The sequence below is a fragment of the Leifsonia sp. 2MCAF36 genome (genome assembly GCF_052115525.1).
Classification (GTDB): domain Bacteria; phylum Actinomycetota; class Actinomycetes; order Actinomycetales; family Microbacteriaceae; genus Leifsonia.
In genome coordinates this window covers 83,168-98,373 of the sequence record NZ_JBFRGV010000010.1, presented here as the reverse complement: position 1 = coordinate 98,373, position 15,206 = coordinate 83,168, and the positions used below count along the sequence as shown (strand labels likewise).

General features: G+C 69.8%; 15 protein-coding genes and 1 pseudogene. 8 read left to right on the top strand and 8 right to left on the bottom strand.

Going from position 1 to position 15,206, the window contains the following annotated elements; all coding sequences use genetic code 11:
* Positions 1 to 3 precede the first annotated feature (3 nt).
* The gene (locus AB4079_RS15630) at positions 4 to 621 is read right to left on the bottom strand and encodes an HAD family hydrolase (RefSeq protein WP_441788235.1); all 618 of its coding nucleotides are present in this window, start codon (positions 619 to 621) and stop codon (positions 4 to 6) included.
* 71 nt (positions 622 to 692) lie between these two features.
* Between AB4079_RS15630 and AB4079_RS15625 the strand changes: the two genes are divergently transcribed.
* Genes AB4079_RS15625 through AB4079_RS15605 form a run of 5 tightly spaced genes read left to right on the top strand, consistent with a single transcriptional unit; the run spans position 693 to position 4,832 of the window.
* Positions 693 to 1,550 carry an ADP-dependent NAD(P)H-hydrate dehydratase gene (locus tag AB4079_RS15625; protein ID WP_441788234.1) on the top strand — a complete coding sequence of 286 codons (858 nt, stop codon included), beginning with the start codon at positions 693 to 695 and terminating at the stop codon, positions 1,548 to 1,550.
* 56 nt (positions 1,551 to 1,606) lie between these two features.
* Positions 1,607 to 2,947, top strand: coding sequence for a hypothetical protein (locus AB4079_RS15620; RefSeq protein WP_441788233.1), 1,341 nt, complete (start codon positions 1,607 to 1,609; stop codon positions 2,945 to 2,947).
* Between the two features lie 45 nt (positions 2,948 to 2,992).
* Positions 2,993 to 3,301 (top strand): thiamine-binding protein, encoded by a 309-nt coding sequence (locus tag AB4079_RS15615; protein ID WP_441788232.1) that lies wholly within the window; start codon positions 2,993 to 2,995, stop codon positions 3,299 to 3,301.
* Position 3,302: 1 nt separating this feature from the next.
* On the top strand, positions 3,303 to 3,542 hold the full coding sequence (locus tag AB4079_RS15610) for a hypothetical protein (protein WP_441788231.1): 240 nt from the start codon (positions 3,303 to 3,305) through the stop codon (positions 3,540 to 3,542).
* A gap of 9 nt (positions 3,543 to 3,551) precedes the next feature.
* Positions 3,552 to 4,832 carry an MFS transporter gene (locus AB4079_RS15605; RefSeq protein ID WP_441788230.1) on the top strand — a complete coding sequence of 427 codons (1,281 nt, stop codon included), beginning with the start codon at positions 3,552 to 3,554 and terminating at the stop codon, positions 4,830 to 4,832.
* Between the two features lie 325 nt (positions 4,833 to 5,157).
* On the opposite strand, the gene AB4079_RS15600 is transcribed toward AB4079_RS15605, so the two are convergent.
* The 5 genes and pseudogenes from AB4079_RS15600 to AB4079_RS15580 form a co-directional block, all read right to left on the bottom strand.
* The gene (locus AB4079_RS15600; RefSeq protein WP_441788229.1) at positions 5,158 to 5,811 is read right to left on the bottom strand and encodes a response regulator; all 654 of its coding nucleotides are present in this window, start codon (positions 5,809 to 5,811) and stop codon (positions 5,158 to 5,160) included.
* Positions 5,812 to 5,842: 31 nt separating this feature from the next.
* A complete protein-coding gene (locus AB4079_RS15595; protein ID WP_441788228.1) occupies positions 5,843 to 7,060 on the bottom strand; it encodes a hypothetical protein in 1,218 nt (405 codons plus the stop codon).
* Entirely contained in the window at positions 7,057 to 8,223 is a 1,167-nt protein-coding gene (locus AB4079_RS15590; protein ID WP_441788227.1) for a sensor histidine kinase, read from the bottom strand. Before AB4079_RS15590 ends, AB4079_RS15595 begins: the two co-directional genes overlap by 4 nt.
* 15 nt (positions 8,224 to 8,238) lie before the next feature.
* Positions 8,239 to 9,315: pseudogene (metX, locus tag AB4079_RS15585) on the bottom strand (homoserine O-acetyltransferase MetX); the annotation flags it as partial.
* A gap of 69 nt (positions 9,316 to 9,384) precedes the next feature.
* On the bottom strand, positions 9,385 to 10,707 hold the full coding sequence (locus AB4079_RS15580) for a bifunctional o-acetylhomoserine/o-acetylserine sulfhydrylase (RefSeq protein WP_441788226.1): 1,323 nt from the start codon (positions 10,705 to 10,707) through the stop codon (positions 9,385 to 9,387).
* A 164-nt stretch (positions 10,708 to 10,871) separates the two neighbouring features.
* On the opposite strand from AB4079_RS15580, the gene AB4079_RS15575 reads away from it, so the two are divergent.
* Positions 10,872 to 11,645 carry an SDR family oxidoreductase gene (locus tag AB4079_RS15575; RefSeq protein ID WP_441788225.1) on the top strand — a complete coding sequence of 258 codons (774 nt, stop codon included), beginning with the start codon at positions 10,872 to 10,874 and terminating at the stop codon, positions 11,643 to 11,645.
* 1 nt (position 11,646) lies between these two features.
* The gene (locus tag AB4079_RS15570) at positions 11,647 to 12,375 is read left to right on the top strand and encodes a potassium channel family protein (RefSeq protein WP_441788224.1); all 729 of its coding nucleotides are present in this window, start codon (positions 11,647 to 11,649) and stop codon (positions 12,373 to 12,375) included.
* An 11-nt stretch (positions 12,376 to 12,386) separates the two neighbouring features.
* On the opposite strand, the gene AB4079_RS15565 is transcribed toward AB4079_RS15570, so the two are convergent.
* Together AB4079_RS15565 and AB4079_RS15560 are read right to left on the bottom strand one after the other, a co-directional pair.
* The gene (locus tag AB4079_RS15565; protein ID WP_441788223.1) at positions 12,387 to 13,175 is read right to left on the bottom strand and encodes a nucleotidyltransferase domain-containing protein; all 789 of its coding nucleotides are present in this window, start codon (positions 13,173 to 13,175) and stop codon (positions 12,387 to 12,389) included.
* 2 nt (positions 13,176 to 13,177) lie between these two features.
* Positions 13,178 to 14,638, bottom strand: coding sequence for an MFS transporter (locus AB4079_RS15560; RefSeq protein ID WP_441788222.1), 1,461 nt, complete (start codon positions 14,636 to 14,638; stop codon positions 13,178 to 13,180).
* A 41-nt stretch (positions 14,639 to 14,679) separates the two neighbouring features.
* On the opposite strand from AB4079_RS15560, the gene AB4079_RS15555 reads away from it, so the two are divergent.
* A complete protein-coding gene (locus AB4079_RS15555; RefSeq protein ID WP_441788221.1) occupies positions 14,680 to 15,201 on the top strand; it encodes a phosphoribosyltransferase in 522 nt (173 codons plus the stop codon).
* Positions 15,202 to 15,206 lie beyond the last annotated feature (5 nt).

Sequence of the window (15,206 nt, the reverse complement as noted above, 5' to 3'; positions counted from 1 at the left end):
TATCTAAGACCCGAGAGCATCCAGATATGCCCGGAGGTCCTGCGGACTCGTGAAGACATGGCCGGCGATGCCGAGGGCTTCCGCTCCGCGCACGTTGGCCTCCTTGTTGTCGATGAAGACCATCTGCTCAGGGCTGACGCCGAGTTCGGAGCAGACATGCTCGAAGATTTCCCGGCTCGGTTTGATGGTGCCGAGCTCGCCGCTGACGAAGACCTTCTCGAAGAGGTCGCCCAGCGCGCCGTGACGGAAGTACGAGCCGAAGTCGCGGCCCGCGTTCGACAGCAACGCCATCCGGGTATCGCCCGCCTTGAGCTCGAGCAGCACCTCGAGGGTGTCGTGGTCGATGGTGAGCCAGCTCCGGAAGTCGGCCAGCCACAGCCGGTGGATGGTCGCGTCGCCCCAGCTCTCGCCGAGTTCCCGCTCGATGCCGCGCCAGTACGACTGGATGCTGAGTGTGCCCTGGTCGAGCGCATCCCTGTGCCGCCAGTAGGCCGGCCAGAACACGTGGGCGTCGCCGCCCGCCAGCTCTGCCAGGGCCGCGCGGTCCTCCGGCGTCGGGGTCACCGAGATGACCTCGCCGTAGTCGAACACGATCACCTTTCCGGGGATGCTGATCGCCATGCTCTCAACCTATCGTGAGGTCCGTAGGGGTTCTATGGGTCACGGATGGCACGACGGAGCGGAGGCGACCGGTGACAGGATGGCAGAGCTGGGACGAGCAGGATGCTGCGGCGTGGGTCGCCGTGCCGCAGGAGTCGAGCGACAAGTATTCGCGCGGCGTGCTCGGGGTGGTGACCGGCTCCGACCGCTACCCTGGCGCGGCCGTGCTCGGTGTCGAGGGTGCGTCGCGCACGGGCGTCGGGATGATCCGGTACCTGGGGGCGGACCGGCCGTCCGATCTGGTGATCCGCCGCCGGCCGGAGGTCGTCACGGCGCCCGGCCGGGTGCAGGGCTGGCTGATCGGGTCCGGGATGGATGCGGCGGCACGACCGGACGACGACGCGCAGCGACTGCGCGCGGCACTGCGTGACGGCCGGCCGCTGGTGGTCGACGCCGGAGCGCTCGATCTGATCGGCCAGGCGTCGGCTCCGGTGATCGTCACACCGCACTACCGCGAACTGGCGACCATGCTCGCTGCGGGGGCCGACGACGACTCCGACGCGGTGACCGCTGACGACATCGCAGCAGACCCGGGCGACTGGGCGGTGCGCGCCGCGGAGAGCCTGGGCGTGACGGTGCTGCTGAAGGGGCACACGACGTACGTCGCGGCCCCGGGCGGACCGCGGTACGCGGTCACCGCTGGGCCGGCCTGGCTCGCCACTGCCGGCAGCGGGGACGTGCTGGGCGGTGTGCTCGGCGCTCTTGTGGCGACGCACGCCCGTGAGATCGATGAGAACGATCACGCGGCCCTTGCCGCACTCGGCGCGACCGCGGCCTGGCTGCACGGGCGGGCGGGGGAGCGCGTCTCGGACGGCGGTCCGATCGTCGCCCTCGACATCGTCGGCGGCCTCGCCGGCGTCGTACGAGACCTCGTCCGGGCTGCCGGTTGACGGATAGCGGCCAGAGTTCACGACCGCGTTCGGCGCATCCCATAGGATGTGGCGCTATGGGGATGGAAACGGCGCCGGTGCGCGCCGAGGCGACCCCGGGAGCCGAGCCGGGCACCTTCCACCGAGTGGTTCACAGTCCGCTCGCTTTGTGGATCGCGTTCCTCGCCGTGCACCTGATCATCAGCGGCCTCGCGCTCGACCAGGGCAAGGGCCTCGGCGACGTCTTCCTCGTCTACAAGCCGTGGGCGGAACTGGCGTCGCAGGGCACCCAGATCGTCGGCGTGAACTCCGACTGGGTCTACCCGTTCGGCGCGATCGTACCGATCATGCTGCCGCTGCTGTTCGGCGACGGCGGCTACGTCTGGGCCTGGCTGAACATGGTGCTGCTGCTCAACGCGGCCGCATTCGCCGTGCTGATCGTCGGGCGCGAGCCGCGGCGGATGGTCGCCGCCTGGTGGTGGCTCGGATTCCTGCTGCTGCTCGGCCCGATCGCCGTGGGCCGGCTGGATGCCGTGTCCGCATCGCTGGCGATCGTCGGGCTGCTCTGGCTGACGCTCCACGAGCGCGCGGCCGTCGTGGTGCTGACCGCGGCCACGTGGATCAAGGTCTGGCCGGCCGCCATCCTGCTCGCCGCCGTCGTGGCGCTCCGCTCGCGCTGGCACATCGTGCTCGTCGCCGTGATCACGTCCGCCATCATCGCGGCCGTCCCCCTGATCTTCGGCGCCGGGTGGCACATCCTGAGCTTCATCACGATGCAGACCGACCGCGGCCTGCAGATCGAGGCGCCGGTGAGCACGATCTGGATGTGGCAGGCCGCGTTCCATGTTCCCGGGTCGGAGGTCTACTACGACCACCGGCTGCTGACCTTCCAGGTGAGCGGTCAGGGGACGGGCGCCGCCGGGTCGCTCATGAATCCGCTGTTCGCGGTGACGGCCCTGGTCGTGACACTCATCGGTGTGCGCGCCCTCCGCCGCGGCACTCCGTACACGCGCATCCTGCCGGAACTGTCGCTGGCCCTGGTGACGGCGTTCATCGCGTTCAACAAGGTGGGCTCACCGCAGTACGTGGTGTGGCTGGCCGCACCGGTCGTGATCGGGCTCGCCTACCAGGGTCGCGGATTCCGCACCCCGGCGATCCTGGTGCTGGTCACCGCCGGGCTGACCCAGCTGTTCTACCCGTTCCTGTACGACTGGCTGCTCGTGCCCGACCCGGCGATGGTCGGCGTGCTCACGCTGCGAAACCTCATGTATTTCGTCATCCTGGGATGGACGATCGTCGCACTCTGGCGACGGCGGCACCGTCAGGAAGCGGCGGGCGACCTCGTCCCGGCCCACGCGTGGCCCTTCCGCTCAGCGCCGGGCGCCCACGCGGAACCGGTCGGCGGCGACCCGCGCTGACGTTGCGCCGAGCGTTTCACCCGGCGCCGAGAGAGGAGAGAAATCATGTTGGTGGCATTCTCTGTGGCCCCGAGCGGTGGCGAAGGGGCGGATGCGTCGGTGCACGACGCCGTCGCTGCGGCCGTTCGCGTCGTGCGCGAGTCGGGCCTCCCGAATCACACCGATGCGATGTTCACGACCATCGAAGGCGAGTGGGACGAGGTGTTCGATGTCGTTCGCCGGGCGACCGAAGCGGTCGGCCGGTTCGGGACGCGCGTGTCGCTCGTGCTGAAGGCCGACATCCGTCCGGGCTATTCCGGCGAGCTCGACGGCAAGGTGCAGCGGCTCGAGGCCGCACTGGAGCGGCAGGACTGAAATGGATGTCTACACCCTGGTCAGCGTCGTTTTCGGGCTGTTCGTCACCTTCGGCCCTTTCCTCGCCATGGCGGGCGTGCTGGTCGGCGGGGTCCTCCTCGGGTGCGTGATCGTGGCGATCATCGGCGCGGTTCGCACGAGCGTCTCCGGTCCGGAGGAGACCCGCGACGTCGACGTCGCGGAGTTCTTCCACGAACAGACGGTCGCCGCGATGGCAACGGGTCGAAACGATTCGATATAGGCTGGGTGGGTGACCCCATCTCTTGACGGGCCGACGAAGCTGTCGTCGGCCCGTATTCGTCTTGCGCTGCTGGCGCTCGCCCTCGGCGGCTTCGGCATCGGATCGACCGAGTTCGTCGCGATGGGCCTGCTGCCCAACATCGCGCACGACCTGCTGCCGCAGGTGTACGCCGCTTCGCCGACCGCCGCCAACGCACAGGCCGGCTGGATCATCTCGGCCTACGCGCTCGGCGTGGTCGTCGGAGCCCCGACGATCGCCGCCTTCGCGGCGCGCTGGCCGCGCAAGAAGCTGCTGCTCTGGCTGCTCGTCGCCTTCACCGTCGGCACGATCGCGTCGGCGGTCGCCCCGACCTTCCAACTGGTCATGCTGGCGCGGTTCATCTCCGCCCTGCCGCACGGCGCGTACTTCGGCATCGCCTCCCTCGTCGCAGCCTCGCTGATGGGGCCGGGCAAGCGCGGCCGCGGGGTCGCCTTCGTGCTGTCCGGGCTGACGATCGCGAACGTGATCGGTGTCCCCACGATCACCTGGGTCGGCCAGCACAGCGGCTGGCGGATCGCGTACCTCGTGGTCGCCGCCATCTTCGCTCTCACCTTCGTGGCTGTCGCGCTCCTGGTGCCCTGGCAGGCCGGGAACGCCAGGGCCACGATGCGGAACGAGCTGCGCGCGTTCACACGGCTTCAGGTGTGGTTGGCGCTCGGGATCGGTGCGATCGGCTTCGGTGGATTCTTCGCCGTCTACACGTACATCGCCCCGATCGTGACCACGGTGACCGGGATGCCGGAGGCGACCGTGCCGTTCGTCCTCGTCGTCGCGGGGCTCGGCATGACCGTGGGCAACCTGATCGGTGGGCGGGCCGCCGATCACAGCGTCAGGAACAGCATGCTGCTGTTCTTCGCCATCCTCCTGGTCGGCCTGGCGGTGCTGTGGCTGACGGCATCCACCATCGTCGGCCTGCTGGTGTCGATCTTCGTCGTGTCGGGCGCGTGCTCGGCCCTCTCGCCGACCATCCAGACCCGGCTGATGGATGTGGCGCACGACAGTCAGTCCATCGCGGCCGCCCTCAACCATTCGGCGCTCAACATCGCGAACGCGTCCGGTGCTGCGCTCGGCGGGCTGACGATCGCCGCCGGGCTGGGCTACCTGTCGCCGATCGTCGTCGGCGCTGTGCTGGCCGTGGCCGGCATCCTGCTCGCGCTGCTGTCGTTCTCGATCGACCGCTCGCGCGAGCGCCGTGGCGTCGACACCGGCGTCGTGCACGCCCAGCGACCAGACCCGGTCAGCGTCGACTGACGGCTTCCCCTCGCAACGTGCGCACGCGCCGCACACGCCGTCCTCGTGCGTGTCGGTTCGGTAAACGGAGGAGATCCGCCGCTCTCGGCGACCCTTCTCCTCCCTTCCTGGCCGGGCGACGGCGTGTCGAGACAGGTCTCCTCCGTTTCCGGCCGCCCGGTCGTCGCCCTGGCGGTGTCGGAAAGGGAGGAAGTGCCATCCGACACGCCGCGACGGAACCGGGAACGGAGGATGCCGGGACCGCGTCCGTCCAGAACACCTCCGGTTCCTGCGGCTGGCGGCGACAGCGTGCCCGGGATGGTCAGCCGGGCCCGCGGGGCGGCCGTCAGTCGTTCTGCAGCAGGATGCCGTCCTGGATCGCCCGCTTCCGCAGCGCCACCTTGGTTCCGACGTCGTAGCCGGCGACCCGGTACTTCTCGCGAATGCGCTTGAGGTAGCTCTTTGCGGTCTCGTCGGAGATCCCGAGCTGGAACGCCACGGCCTTGACCGGCTCCCCGGCGCCGTACAGCGCCATCACCCGCCGCTCCTGCGCACTCAGCTTCGGCGCGCCGCCGACCTCGCCGGCGTTCAGCGCCAGGTCGAGTTCGGCGGAGATGAAGGACTCGCCCTTTCGCGCGGCGCGGATCGCCTCGACGATCATCTCCGCGTCCTCGCTCTTCACGAGGTAGCCCAGCGCTCCGGCGGCGAGAGCTTCGCGCACCACCGCGGGCTCGGAGTAGGTGCTCATCAGCACCGTCGCCACGCCCGTCGTCTTCAGCGTCGAGAGCTTCAGCGAGATGGGGATGTTGTCCTTGAGGTCGAGGTCGAGGAGCACGACGTCGACGGGGAACTCGGGATGTGTGAGAAGCTCTGGCCAGCTGGCCACGGCCGCCACCATCCGGATGTCGTCCGCAACGCTGCGGATCCACTCCGTGAGAGCCCCGAGGAGCATCTTGTGGTCATCGACGATCGCGATCCGAATCGGCGGTTCCTCGCCCATGTCGTGCCTTTCTCTTCCCGGTGGGGCTGGTTCAGCCCAGCTCCGCTGAGGTGTCGCGCACCGTGGTGATCTCGATGCGCAGGGCAGATCCCGAGAACGACTCGGTATGACGCCCCACCTTACGGATAGCTTGCCATGCCGCGGGGTCTACCCCGTTTCGCGGCACACCGCTGGTCCTGATCACGATGGACATCGTGGCATGCGGGTTCGCGGTCTTCGGGTACGTGCCGACGGGTCGGGTCAGGTCGAGGGTGAGCGTGCGCGGCTGGCCCGCGCCGGTTCGCACAGGATCGCTGATCAGCAGCCACACCGCGGTGAGCAGTCCGTCGCGCTGTTCGCGGTTGAGGCCGGCGGCGAGCCCGTCCGGGTCGGTGAGCGTGACCGACGGTCCGAGCAGGGCCGACTCGGTCACCGCGTGGTACAGCCAGGTCTCTTTCCTGCCCTGGATGAGATGGAGCCGCAGCTCGGTCGCGATGCTGGCAGCCGCATCCGCCGTGTCGTCGTCGAGAGGGAGCGCGGTGCGACCCGTCGCGACCCCGTCGAGCAGGCGCTCGGCTGCGAGGTCGAGCCGGGCCAGTTCCTCGGAGGCCAGCATCCCGATGGCGTAGCCCGGGGAGACGACCGTGCTCTGCACCTGCACCAGGTCGAGCTCCAACTGCACGAGCGTGCGGAGGGACCGCACGATCTGCACCCCGACGACCGGCGGGGCGACGGCGATGGCGACGATCACCAGGCCGGGTCCGAGGAGCTGCGGGTAGGGCAGCGCCCGCCAGATCTCGACAACCAGGAGAACGGCACCGAGGGCGGATGCTGCCAGCAGGATGTCGCGGGCCGGCCGCACCGGCACGCACAGCAGCAGGGCGGGACCGACCGCGGTCGCCGCCGTCAGCGGGACAAGGGCTCCGCCCACGGGCCACGTCCCGACGATATCGAGCACGACCGCCCCGCCCCACGCGACGAGTGCCGCGAGGTAGACCCAGAGCGGCAGCTCGTCCGGCAGGCGGAAGCGGAGGACGAGCGCCCCGGCCAGCGTCACCGCGACGAGCACCCACGCGGCGATGGTGAAGCCGAGCAGCGCGTACTCCCGCACGTCGAGTCCGAACAGGAGCAGGAGGAACGCGATCAGCGCCACCGTCGCGACGTTGAACCCGAGATCGAGGCGCGCGCGGCTCAGCGCATCCCGCTCGTCACCCGCCGCACCGCGTGCGATCGGGCTGCGCGGCAGCGTCCGCTCATCGACGCGCGTCATTTCGGCACCTCCAGCACCACGGTCGTCCCGCTGCCGGGCGACGAGAACAGGCGGGCGTTGCCGCCGACGTCGCGCAGCCGCGCCACGATCGACTCGGTGAAGCCCAGCCGGCCCGCGTCGATCGTCGCGACGTCGAAGCCCTTGCCCGCGTCGGTCACCATCGCCCTCACGTTGGTCTCATCGTCGGTGATCGTGACGTGCGCCTCGTTGACCCCGGAGTGCCGGCGGACGTTCTCCAGGCACTCGCCGAGCGCGAGCAGGAAGGCGTCGAGGACGTCCGACGGCAGCAGCACCTGCCCGGCGCCGTGCCAGTTCACCTCGAGACCCATCCGGCGGAAGCGCTGCTTGACCGACTCGAGCGTCTTGCCCAGGGTGGACTCCTCCACCGGCTTCAGTTTGTAGTCGCCGGAGCGCGCCGGGTCGGGTGTGAACCCGAGGCGCAGCTGCCGCAGAAGCGCAGCATCCTCGGCCGCCTGCTCGCGCAGCGCCGAATGGCTGACGCCGACGCCGGAGTGGGCGAGCAGGGTGAGCGTGGCGAGCACCGTGTCGTGCAGCAGGCGGGCGCTCTGCCGCCGCCGCGCCTCCGTCTCGCTGGCCTGCCGCTCGACGCGGTACGCCCGGCTCATGGTGGAGATGCGCTTCAGCGTGCGGGGCACGGTGCGGGAGAGCCAGATTCCCGTCGCGGTCAGCGCGATCCAGCCCGTCACCGTGAAGACGAGCGGTTCCAGCATGCGCGACCCCGTCATCCCGAGCGTGACGCCGAGAGCAGCGAGTGTCGCAGCACCGGCCACGATGAGCAGCAGGATGCGCGGGCGGGACGTCACCGCCAGCACGCCGACGCAGGCGACCGATGCCGCGCCGATCACGCCGACCGCACTGATGGCCGACGGACCGAGAGGGTGCCCCGGCAGCAGGTGGATCAGGATGAGCGCGACGCCGGCGACGACGATCACCCACATCCAGAGCATCAGCCGGAGGAGGCTGGCCAGCTGCCACTGCGCGTAGCCGAGGCAGACCGCCAGCACAAGCGACGCGAGGTAGAGCGGGAGGGGGAGCGAACCGGGCACGCTCAGGCAGATCAGCGCGGTCGCCGTCGCGGTCAGGCCGACGGTGCGGGCCGTCGCGGCGAGGAGACGATCACGCTCCTTCTGGATGCGCGACATGCCCCTCCATCCTCGTCACTCGGCGAAGAGCCGCCGCAGTTGCTTGCTGACCGCATCGTCTTCGATCAGGAACCCGTCGTGGCCGAAGTCCGAGCGGATCACCACTGGAACTCTACCGTCCAGCGTGACGGGAACGTGGTAGGCGATCTCGTCCTGTCCCTCGACGGGGAACAGCCGATCGCTGTCGATGCCGACGACCAGCGTCCGGGCGGTCACCCGGGAGAGCGCGGCGGCAAGCCCGCCGCGACCCCGGCCGACGTCGTGCGAGTTCATCGCCTCCACCAGCGTGATGTAGCTGTTGGCGTCGAAGCGGCGGGTGAACTTGTTGCCGTGGAAGTCGAGGTACGACTCGACGGCGAAGCGCCCGCCGCCGCCCAGCGGGCTGATGCCGCTCTGCCACGCGCGCTGGAACCGCTGGTTGAGCTCCGAGGGGCTGCGGTAGTTCAGCAGGGCCATGCGCCGGGCGAGCGCGAGCCCCCGGTGCGGTCCGTCGCCGTCCTCCGCGTCGTAGTACTGGCCGCCGCGGAACAGCGGGTCGGTGCGGACCGCCTCCACCTGGACGGAGTTGAGCGCGATCTGGTCGGCGGTCGAATGCGGCGGGGCCGCGATCACCGCGAGGCGCTCCACCCGCTCCGGGAAGGCGACCGCCCACTCCAGCGACTGCATCCCGCCCATCGAGCCGCCGATGACCGCAGCCCAGCGGTCGATCCCGATCGCGTCGGCGAAGGCCGCCTGCGCGTTCACCTGGTCGCGGATGGTCGTGAACGGGAACCGGGGGCCCCACTCCGCACCGTCCGGCGCGAGGGACGCAGGACCGGTGGTGCCCTGGCAGCCGCCCAGCATGTTGGGGGCGACGACGAACCAGCGGTCGGTGTCGATCGCCTTGCCGGGCCCGATGATGCCCTGCCACCAGCCGGCCGTTCGGTGGCCGGGACCGGAGGGTCCGACGGCGTGGGAGTCGCCGGTCAGCGCGTGCAGAACGAGGACGGCGTTGTCGCGCTCAGGGGACGGCTCGCCCCAGGTCTCGTAGGCGATGCGGACGTACGGAAGGTTTTCGCCGCTCTCGAACGCGAACGCGCCGTCGTTTACAAAAAACGGGCACGCGCAACCGGCGTTGCGCGTGCACTTTTCGTGTACTCGACGGTGCGAGCGGGGGATGGGTCAGGCGCGGGCGGCCTCGGCGACGGAGCGGGCGGCGGCCAGGCCGGCGGAGAGGTCCGCCTTGAGATCGTCGATGCTCTCCAGGCCGACGGAGAGGCGGACCAGGCCCGGCGTGACGCCGGCGGTGAGCTGCTGCTCCGGGGTCAGCTGCGAGTGCGTCGTGGACGCCGGGTGGATGACGAGGCTGCGTACGTCGCCGATGTTGGCCAGGTGGCTGAACAGCGACAGGTTGTCGACCAGAGCCGCTCCTGCATCCACGCCGCCCTTGAGCTCGAACGACAGGACCGCGCCGACACCCTTTGGGGCGTACTTGTTGGCGGCGGCGTACCACGGGCTCGTCGGAAGGCCGGAGTAGTTCACCGACGCCACATCCGGGTGCGCCTCCAGGAACTCGGCGATCTCCTGCGCGTTCTGCGTGTGCCGCTCGACGCGGAGGGAGAGGGTCTCGATGCCCTGGATGAGCTGCCATGCGCTTGCAGGCGCGATGGCGGCGCCGAGGTCGCGGAGCAGCTGCACGCGCGCCTTGATGATGTAGGCGATACCGTCGCCGACCGCCGTGGTGTAGCTGGCGCCGTGGTACGACGGGTCCGGCTCGGTGAGGCCCGGGAACTTCTCCACGTTCTTCGACCACTCGAACGTACCGCCGTCGACGATGACGCCGCCGATGACCGTGCCGTGGCCGCCGAGGAACTTGGTGGCCGAGTGGACGATGATGTCGGCGCCGTGCTCGAACGGGCGGATCAGGTACGGCGTCGCGATCGTGTTGTCGACGATCAGCGGCACGCCTGCCTCGTGAGCGATGTCCGCGACGAGTGCGATGTCCAGGATGTTGATCTTCGGGTTGCCGATCGTCTCCGCGAAGAACAGCTTCGTGTTCGGGCGGACCGCGCGGCGCCACTCGTCGGCGTCGTCCTGGTTCTCGACGAACGTGGTCTCGATGCCGAGCTTGGCCAGCGTGTACTTGAAGAGGTTGTACGTGCCGCCGTAGATCGAGCTGGAGGAGACGATGTGGTCGCCGGCCTGCGCGATGTTCAGCACGGCGAACGTCTCGGCCGCCTGGCCGGAGGCGACCAGCAGGGCACCGGTGCCGCCTTCGAGCGCGGCGACGCGCTCCTCCACGACGGCCTGCGTCGGGTTCTGGATGCGCGTGTAGATGTTGCCGAATTCGGCCAGCGCGAACAGGTTCTTGGCGTGCTCGGCGTTGTTGAAGACGTACGACGTGGTCTGGTAGATCGGGGTCGCGCGGGCGTTGGTCACGGGGTCCGGAGCGGCCCCCGAGTGGATCTGCTTGGTCTCGAACTGCCAGTCGGCGGCGTCGGTCATGGCTTCTCTCTTTCGGGTCTGCGAGTGCGCGGGAGGCGCATCTGTCTGGAGCCTGCTCCGTGGAGCCGGGAAGCGGTCGTCCACCGCCCTGCTGAGCAGGCTAGACGCGCCGTCGCCCGCGGGCAACGTATCCGAAACACGCCGTAACCCGCGACAATGAGGGCATGAGCAGACGTGTGGTCGTGACGGGAGCGAGTTCGGGTATCGGGGCGGCGACGGTGCGGGCCTTCCGCGGGCAGGGCTGGGACGTGGTCGCCGTCGCGCGGCGCGAAGACCGCCTGCGGGAGCTGGCGTCGGAGACAGGTGCCGAGTTCGTCGCCGCCGACCTGACGAAGCAGGACGACGTGGATGCGCTCCGCGACCACCTGGCGTCGACCGGCGGCATCCACTCCCTCGTCAACAACGCGGGCGGGGCCAAGGGCCTCGATTCTGTCGAGAAGTCGAGCATCGACGACTGGGCGTGGATGTACGAGATCAACGTCATCGGCACGAAGCGGGTCATCTCGGCCCTGTTGCCGCTGCTGCGCGAGGGCGCCAGGACGACCGGGCATGCCGACATCCTGAATGTGACGTCGATCGCCGGGCTCACCGCCTACGCCGGGGGCGGCGGCTACAACGCGGCGAAGTTCGCCGAGCACGCGCTCACCGAGGTGCTGCGGCTGGAGCTCAACGGCGAACCGATCCGGGTGGTGGAGGTGGCACCGGGGATGGTCGCCACCGAGGAGTTCTCCCTCGTGCGGTTCGGCGGCGACCAGGCGAGGCGCGACGCGGTCTACGAGGACGTACCGGAGCCGCTCAGCGCCGAGGACGTCGCCGAGACGATCGTGCACGCGCTCAGCCTGCCACGGCACGTCGACCTCGACCTCATCGTGGTCAAACCGGTCGCCCAGGCCGCGCCGTACCGCCTGCACAGGGGCGAGCTGCGAGTCGGGGACTGAGATGACCGACGCGGATGAGGCGAGGCGGCTCCGCTGGGAGCGGGCCACCGTCTGGATCGGGATCGCCGCCAGCGCGCTCTTCCTCGTCGCCTACTCGTGGAACATCCTGGATGAGAACAAGTCGCCCGCACTGAAGATCACCCTTCTCGTCGTGCTCTTCTCGGTGTGGCTGTTCTTCCTCGTCGACTACGTGACGCGACTGCTGCTCGCCCGCGACAAGGGCGGCTTCATCCGGCACAACGCGGTCGACCTGCTGTCGGTCTTCCTGCCGATGGCGCGACCCTTCCGGCTGCTGACCGGCCTGCACCGGCTGCCCGGGTTGCAGGGGAACAGCGGCTCGCATCTCCGGCGACGGGTCGTCATCATCGCGGGAAGCTTCGTCGTCATGTTCATCTACGTGATCTCGCTCGCCGAATTCCAGGCGGAGCGGTACGCGCAGGGGTCGAACATCCGCTCCTTCGGCGATGCCGTGTGGTGGGCCTGTGTCACCATGGCGACGGTCGGGTACGGCGACTACTATCCGGTCACGGTGCCCGGGCGCGTACTGGCGGTGGTGCTCATGATCGGCGGCGTCGCGATCGTCGGCACTGCGAGCGCCACGATCGTGAACCTCCTCAACGAACGGACCCAGGCGGTCCGGCGCACGGACGGCGCGGCCCGGCTGGATGCCGGAGCGGCCGATCGAGTGTCGGATCGCGGAGGAGTCGACGAGGCTCGCGACGACGCCTGAGACCGGGAACGTCAGCTCTCGGCGACCGCCACGCACTTCCGCAGCAGCGCCAGCGCCTCGCGGCCGTCGCTCGCGGTGAAGACCTGCCGGTCGCCGGCGCGGTCGCGCACCACCCGCTCCAACAGTTCCGCGTGCTCCGGCCAGCGCTCGGCGGCGAAGGCGGCCGCGGCCGTCTTGGAGAGCACATCCCCGGTCTCCATCGTCGCGACCAGCCGGATCGGCCCGAGCGTCACCCAGCGGATGGTCTCCGAGCGTAGGGGACCATCGTCGGGCCGCTCGGAGAGCTCTTGCTCGAACCCATCCCCGATGGGCTGCCAGTAGTCGAGGAGGTTGTTGCGCGAGAACGCGACGACCCCCTCGGCGGTCTGCGGGTGGCGGTCCGAGACCGGCGTCCAGATCACGTCGCCACCGTCGATGACCCCCTGCACGCCGGACTCGAGTTCCCGCCAGGTGATCCAGCTGAGTTGCGCGCCGGCGAGCGCCGACACGAGCACGCCCTCCACTACTTGCGGCGCCGTCTGCACCACGTCCGGTCCGCGGGCGATCTCCGACTCCGTCAGGTACACCCCGTCGATGTGCGGATCGGAGGCCGCGTGGAGCTCGGCGAGGGCGGCGAGGTCGTCGGCCGGATCACGGTTCACGACGAACACCACGTCGATGTCGCTGCCGGGATGCCAGTCGCCGGCCGCGGCGGAGCCCGTCACGATGGCGCGACTCACCAGGCCGGGGGCGATCCTTCGGTGCTCCAGCAGGAACTGCGTGAGAGCGTCGGCGACGGCGGGTGGGAGCTGCTCGGACATGGTCACTCCTGGGCGGGTCGAGTGTCCGCGAACGCACGTCGCGGGACGAAGAAGAGGAGCACTGCGGCGACGAGCGCGCCGAGGCCGCAGATGGTCCAGACGATCATGTAGCCGAAGAGGCTGGCGGCGGTCGCGGTCACCGTCGCGGCACCGGTGAGCAGCACGACGCCGAACACCGCTGATGCGAAGGAGCCGCCCACCGTCTTGGTGGTGTTCGTCATCGCCGTGGCGACACCGGTCTGCCCGCGTGGGGCCGCTGCCGCCGCCGCGGCGGGGAGGGCGCCGACGAGCGCCCCCGAGCCGATCCCGGCGATGGCCATGTTCGTGAAGACCTGCCAGGTCTGCAGGTGGAAGGGCAGGAAGAGGAGGTACCCGACCGCCACGAGGAACGATGCACCGATGAGGGTGACCCGCGGGGTCAGCCACGACGAGACGAGCGGGAACAGTAGAGCGCCCACGATCATCGAGATCAGGTAGGCGCCGATCAGGATGCTGCGCTGGCCGGCCGAGAGCCCGAGCCCGTATCCGTTGGCCGGGTCGGTGCCCGCATACGTGCTGAGCGGTGCCTGCGCGCCGAGCAGGCTGATCCCGATCAGACCGGCGGTCAGCTGCACCGGCCACATCGCCGGTTGCCGCAGCACGCGGAGGTCGATCGCCGGGTCGGCCTGGCGCAGCTCCCAGCGTCCGAACGGGATGAAGGTCAGCAGGCCGAGCGCGATGAGGGCCCAGACCCACCAGGTGCCCACCCCGTTGAGCCGCAGGAAGGTCAGGCCCGAGGTGATCAGCAGGAGACCGAGCGCCAGCAGGGTGAAGCCGATCCCGTCGAGGGTGCGGCCAGGCACCGGCTCCGATTCGGGCACGCCGAACAGGATCGCGAAGAACACGAGCGTGACGGCGACGGCCGGCACCAGGAGCGTCGCCGTCACGTTGCCGCCGAGCGCCTCGAAGAGGAGACCGGCGCCGATCGCGCCGACGATGGCCCCGGTCTCCAGCGCGACGACCAGCAGGCCGGCCGCGCGCCGGGTGCGTGAGGAGGCCGTGCCGCTCCGCCGTCCGCGGTCGAAGATCAGTGCGACCTCGAGCGGCAGCCAGACGACGTAGAAGCCCTGCAGGGCGAACGCGAGCAGATAGCTGACGAAGTCGCCCGAGAAGGCGAGCGCCCAGCTGGCGAGGGCGGTGACGACGGTGGCGACGAGCAGGATGCGCTTGTGCCCGAACATGTCGCCGAGCTTCGCGAGCACGGGCACGACCAGGGCGGAGACCAGCAGCTGAGCGGCCTCGAACCAGTTGTAGTCGGCATCGTGGATGCCCAGATGCCGCACGATGTCGGAGATGAGCGGAACGTAGTATCCCTGCAGGATGCCGCTCGTCAGCTCCACCAGCGCCAGCCAGCCGATGAGGGCGGCGGTGGCCCCGATCGCGACCGTCGCACGGCGGTCGGGTGACGTCTTCTCCGATGTCATGCGCGATGCTAACACCCGGGCCGCCCCGGTACGGTAGAGGGATGGCCAGCGAACTCGACGATTCCGGAGTAGACGTTCTTCAGGAGACGGAGCGGGAGGTCCTGGGATGGCTGGAGTTCGGCGAGGCCTCCCGTCATCTGGCCGGCGAGGTGGTCGAGTCGGGCTTCGAGCCGGACATGGTCGCCGCCATCGCCCGCGGCGGTCTGCTGCTCGCCGGAGCGATCTCGTACGCGCTCGGGATCAAGGCATGCGGCGCCCTGAACGTCGAGTTCTACACTGGCGTCGACACGCGGCTCCCGGAGCCCGTGCTGCTGCCGCCGATGCTCGACTCCTCCGCCCTCGAGGCGAAGCGCGTGCTGCTGGTGGATGACGTGTCCGACTCCGGCCGGACGCTCGCGATGGTGGTCGACCTGATCGCCGCGTCGGGTGCGGACGTCCGCACGGTCTGCCTCTACTCGAAGCCGCGCACCGTGCTGGAGCCCGACTTCGTCTGGCGTCGCACCGACCGGTGGATCACCTTCCCCTGGTCGGCGCTTCCGCCGGTGACCGCCGCCACGCACTGAGGTTT

Bases quoted from the DNA above. Each gene is read 5' to 3' on its own strand.
- AB4079_RS15630 (WP_441788235.1), bottom strand. From the start codon at position 621: ATGGCGATCAGCATCCCCGGAAAGGTGATCGTGTTCGACTACGGCGAG.
- AB4079_RS15620 (WP_441788233.1), top strand. From the start codon at position 1,607: ATGGGGATGGAAACGGCGCCGGTGCGCGCCGAGGCGACCCCGGGAGCC.
- AB4079_RS15615 (WP_441788232.1), top strand. From the start codon at position 2,993: ATGTTGGTGGCATTCTCTGTGGCCCCGAGCGGTGGCGAAGGGGCGGAT.
- AB4079_RS15610 (WP_441788231.1), top strand. From the start codon at position 3,303: ATGGATGTCTACACCCTGGTCAGCGTCGTTTTCGGGCTGTTCGTCACC.
- AB4079_RS15600 (WP_441788229.1), bottom strand. From the start codon at position 5,811: ATGGGCGAGGAACCGCCGATTCGGATCGCGATCGTCGATGACCACAAG.
- AB4079_RS15595 (WP_441788228.1), bottom strand. From the start codon at position 7,060: ATGACGCGCGTCGATGAGCGGACGCTGCCGCGCAGCCCGATCGCACGC.
- AB4079_RS15590 (WP_441788227.1), bottom strand. From the start codon at position 8,223: ATGTCGCGCATCCAGAAGGAGCGTGATCGTCTCCTCGCCGCGACGGCC.
- AB4079_RS15580 (WP_441788226.1), bottom strand. From the start codon at position 10,707: ATGACCGACGCCGCCGACTGGCAGTTCGAGACCAAGCAGATCCACTCG.
- AB4079_RS15575 (WP_441788225.1), top strand. From the start codon at position 10,872: ATGAGCAGACGTGTGGTCGTGACGGGAGCGAGTTCGGGTATCGGGGCG.
- AB4079_RS15570 (WP_441788224.1), top strand. From the start codon at position 11,647: ATGACCGACGCGGATGAGGCGAGGCGGCTCCGCTGGGAGCGGGCCACC.
- AB4079_RS15565 (WP_441788223.1), bottom strand. From the start codon at position 13,175: ATGTCCGAGCAGCTCCCACCCGCCGTCGCCGACGCTCTCACGCAGTTC.
- AB4079_RS15560 (WP_441788222.1), bottom strand. From the start codon at position 14,638: ATGACATCGGAGAAGACGTCACCCGACCGCCGTGCGACGGTCGCGATC.
- AB4079_RS15555 (WP_441788221.1), top strand. From the start codon at position 14,680: ATGGCCAGCGAACTCGACGATTCCGGAGTAGACGTTCTTCAGGAGACG.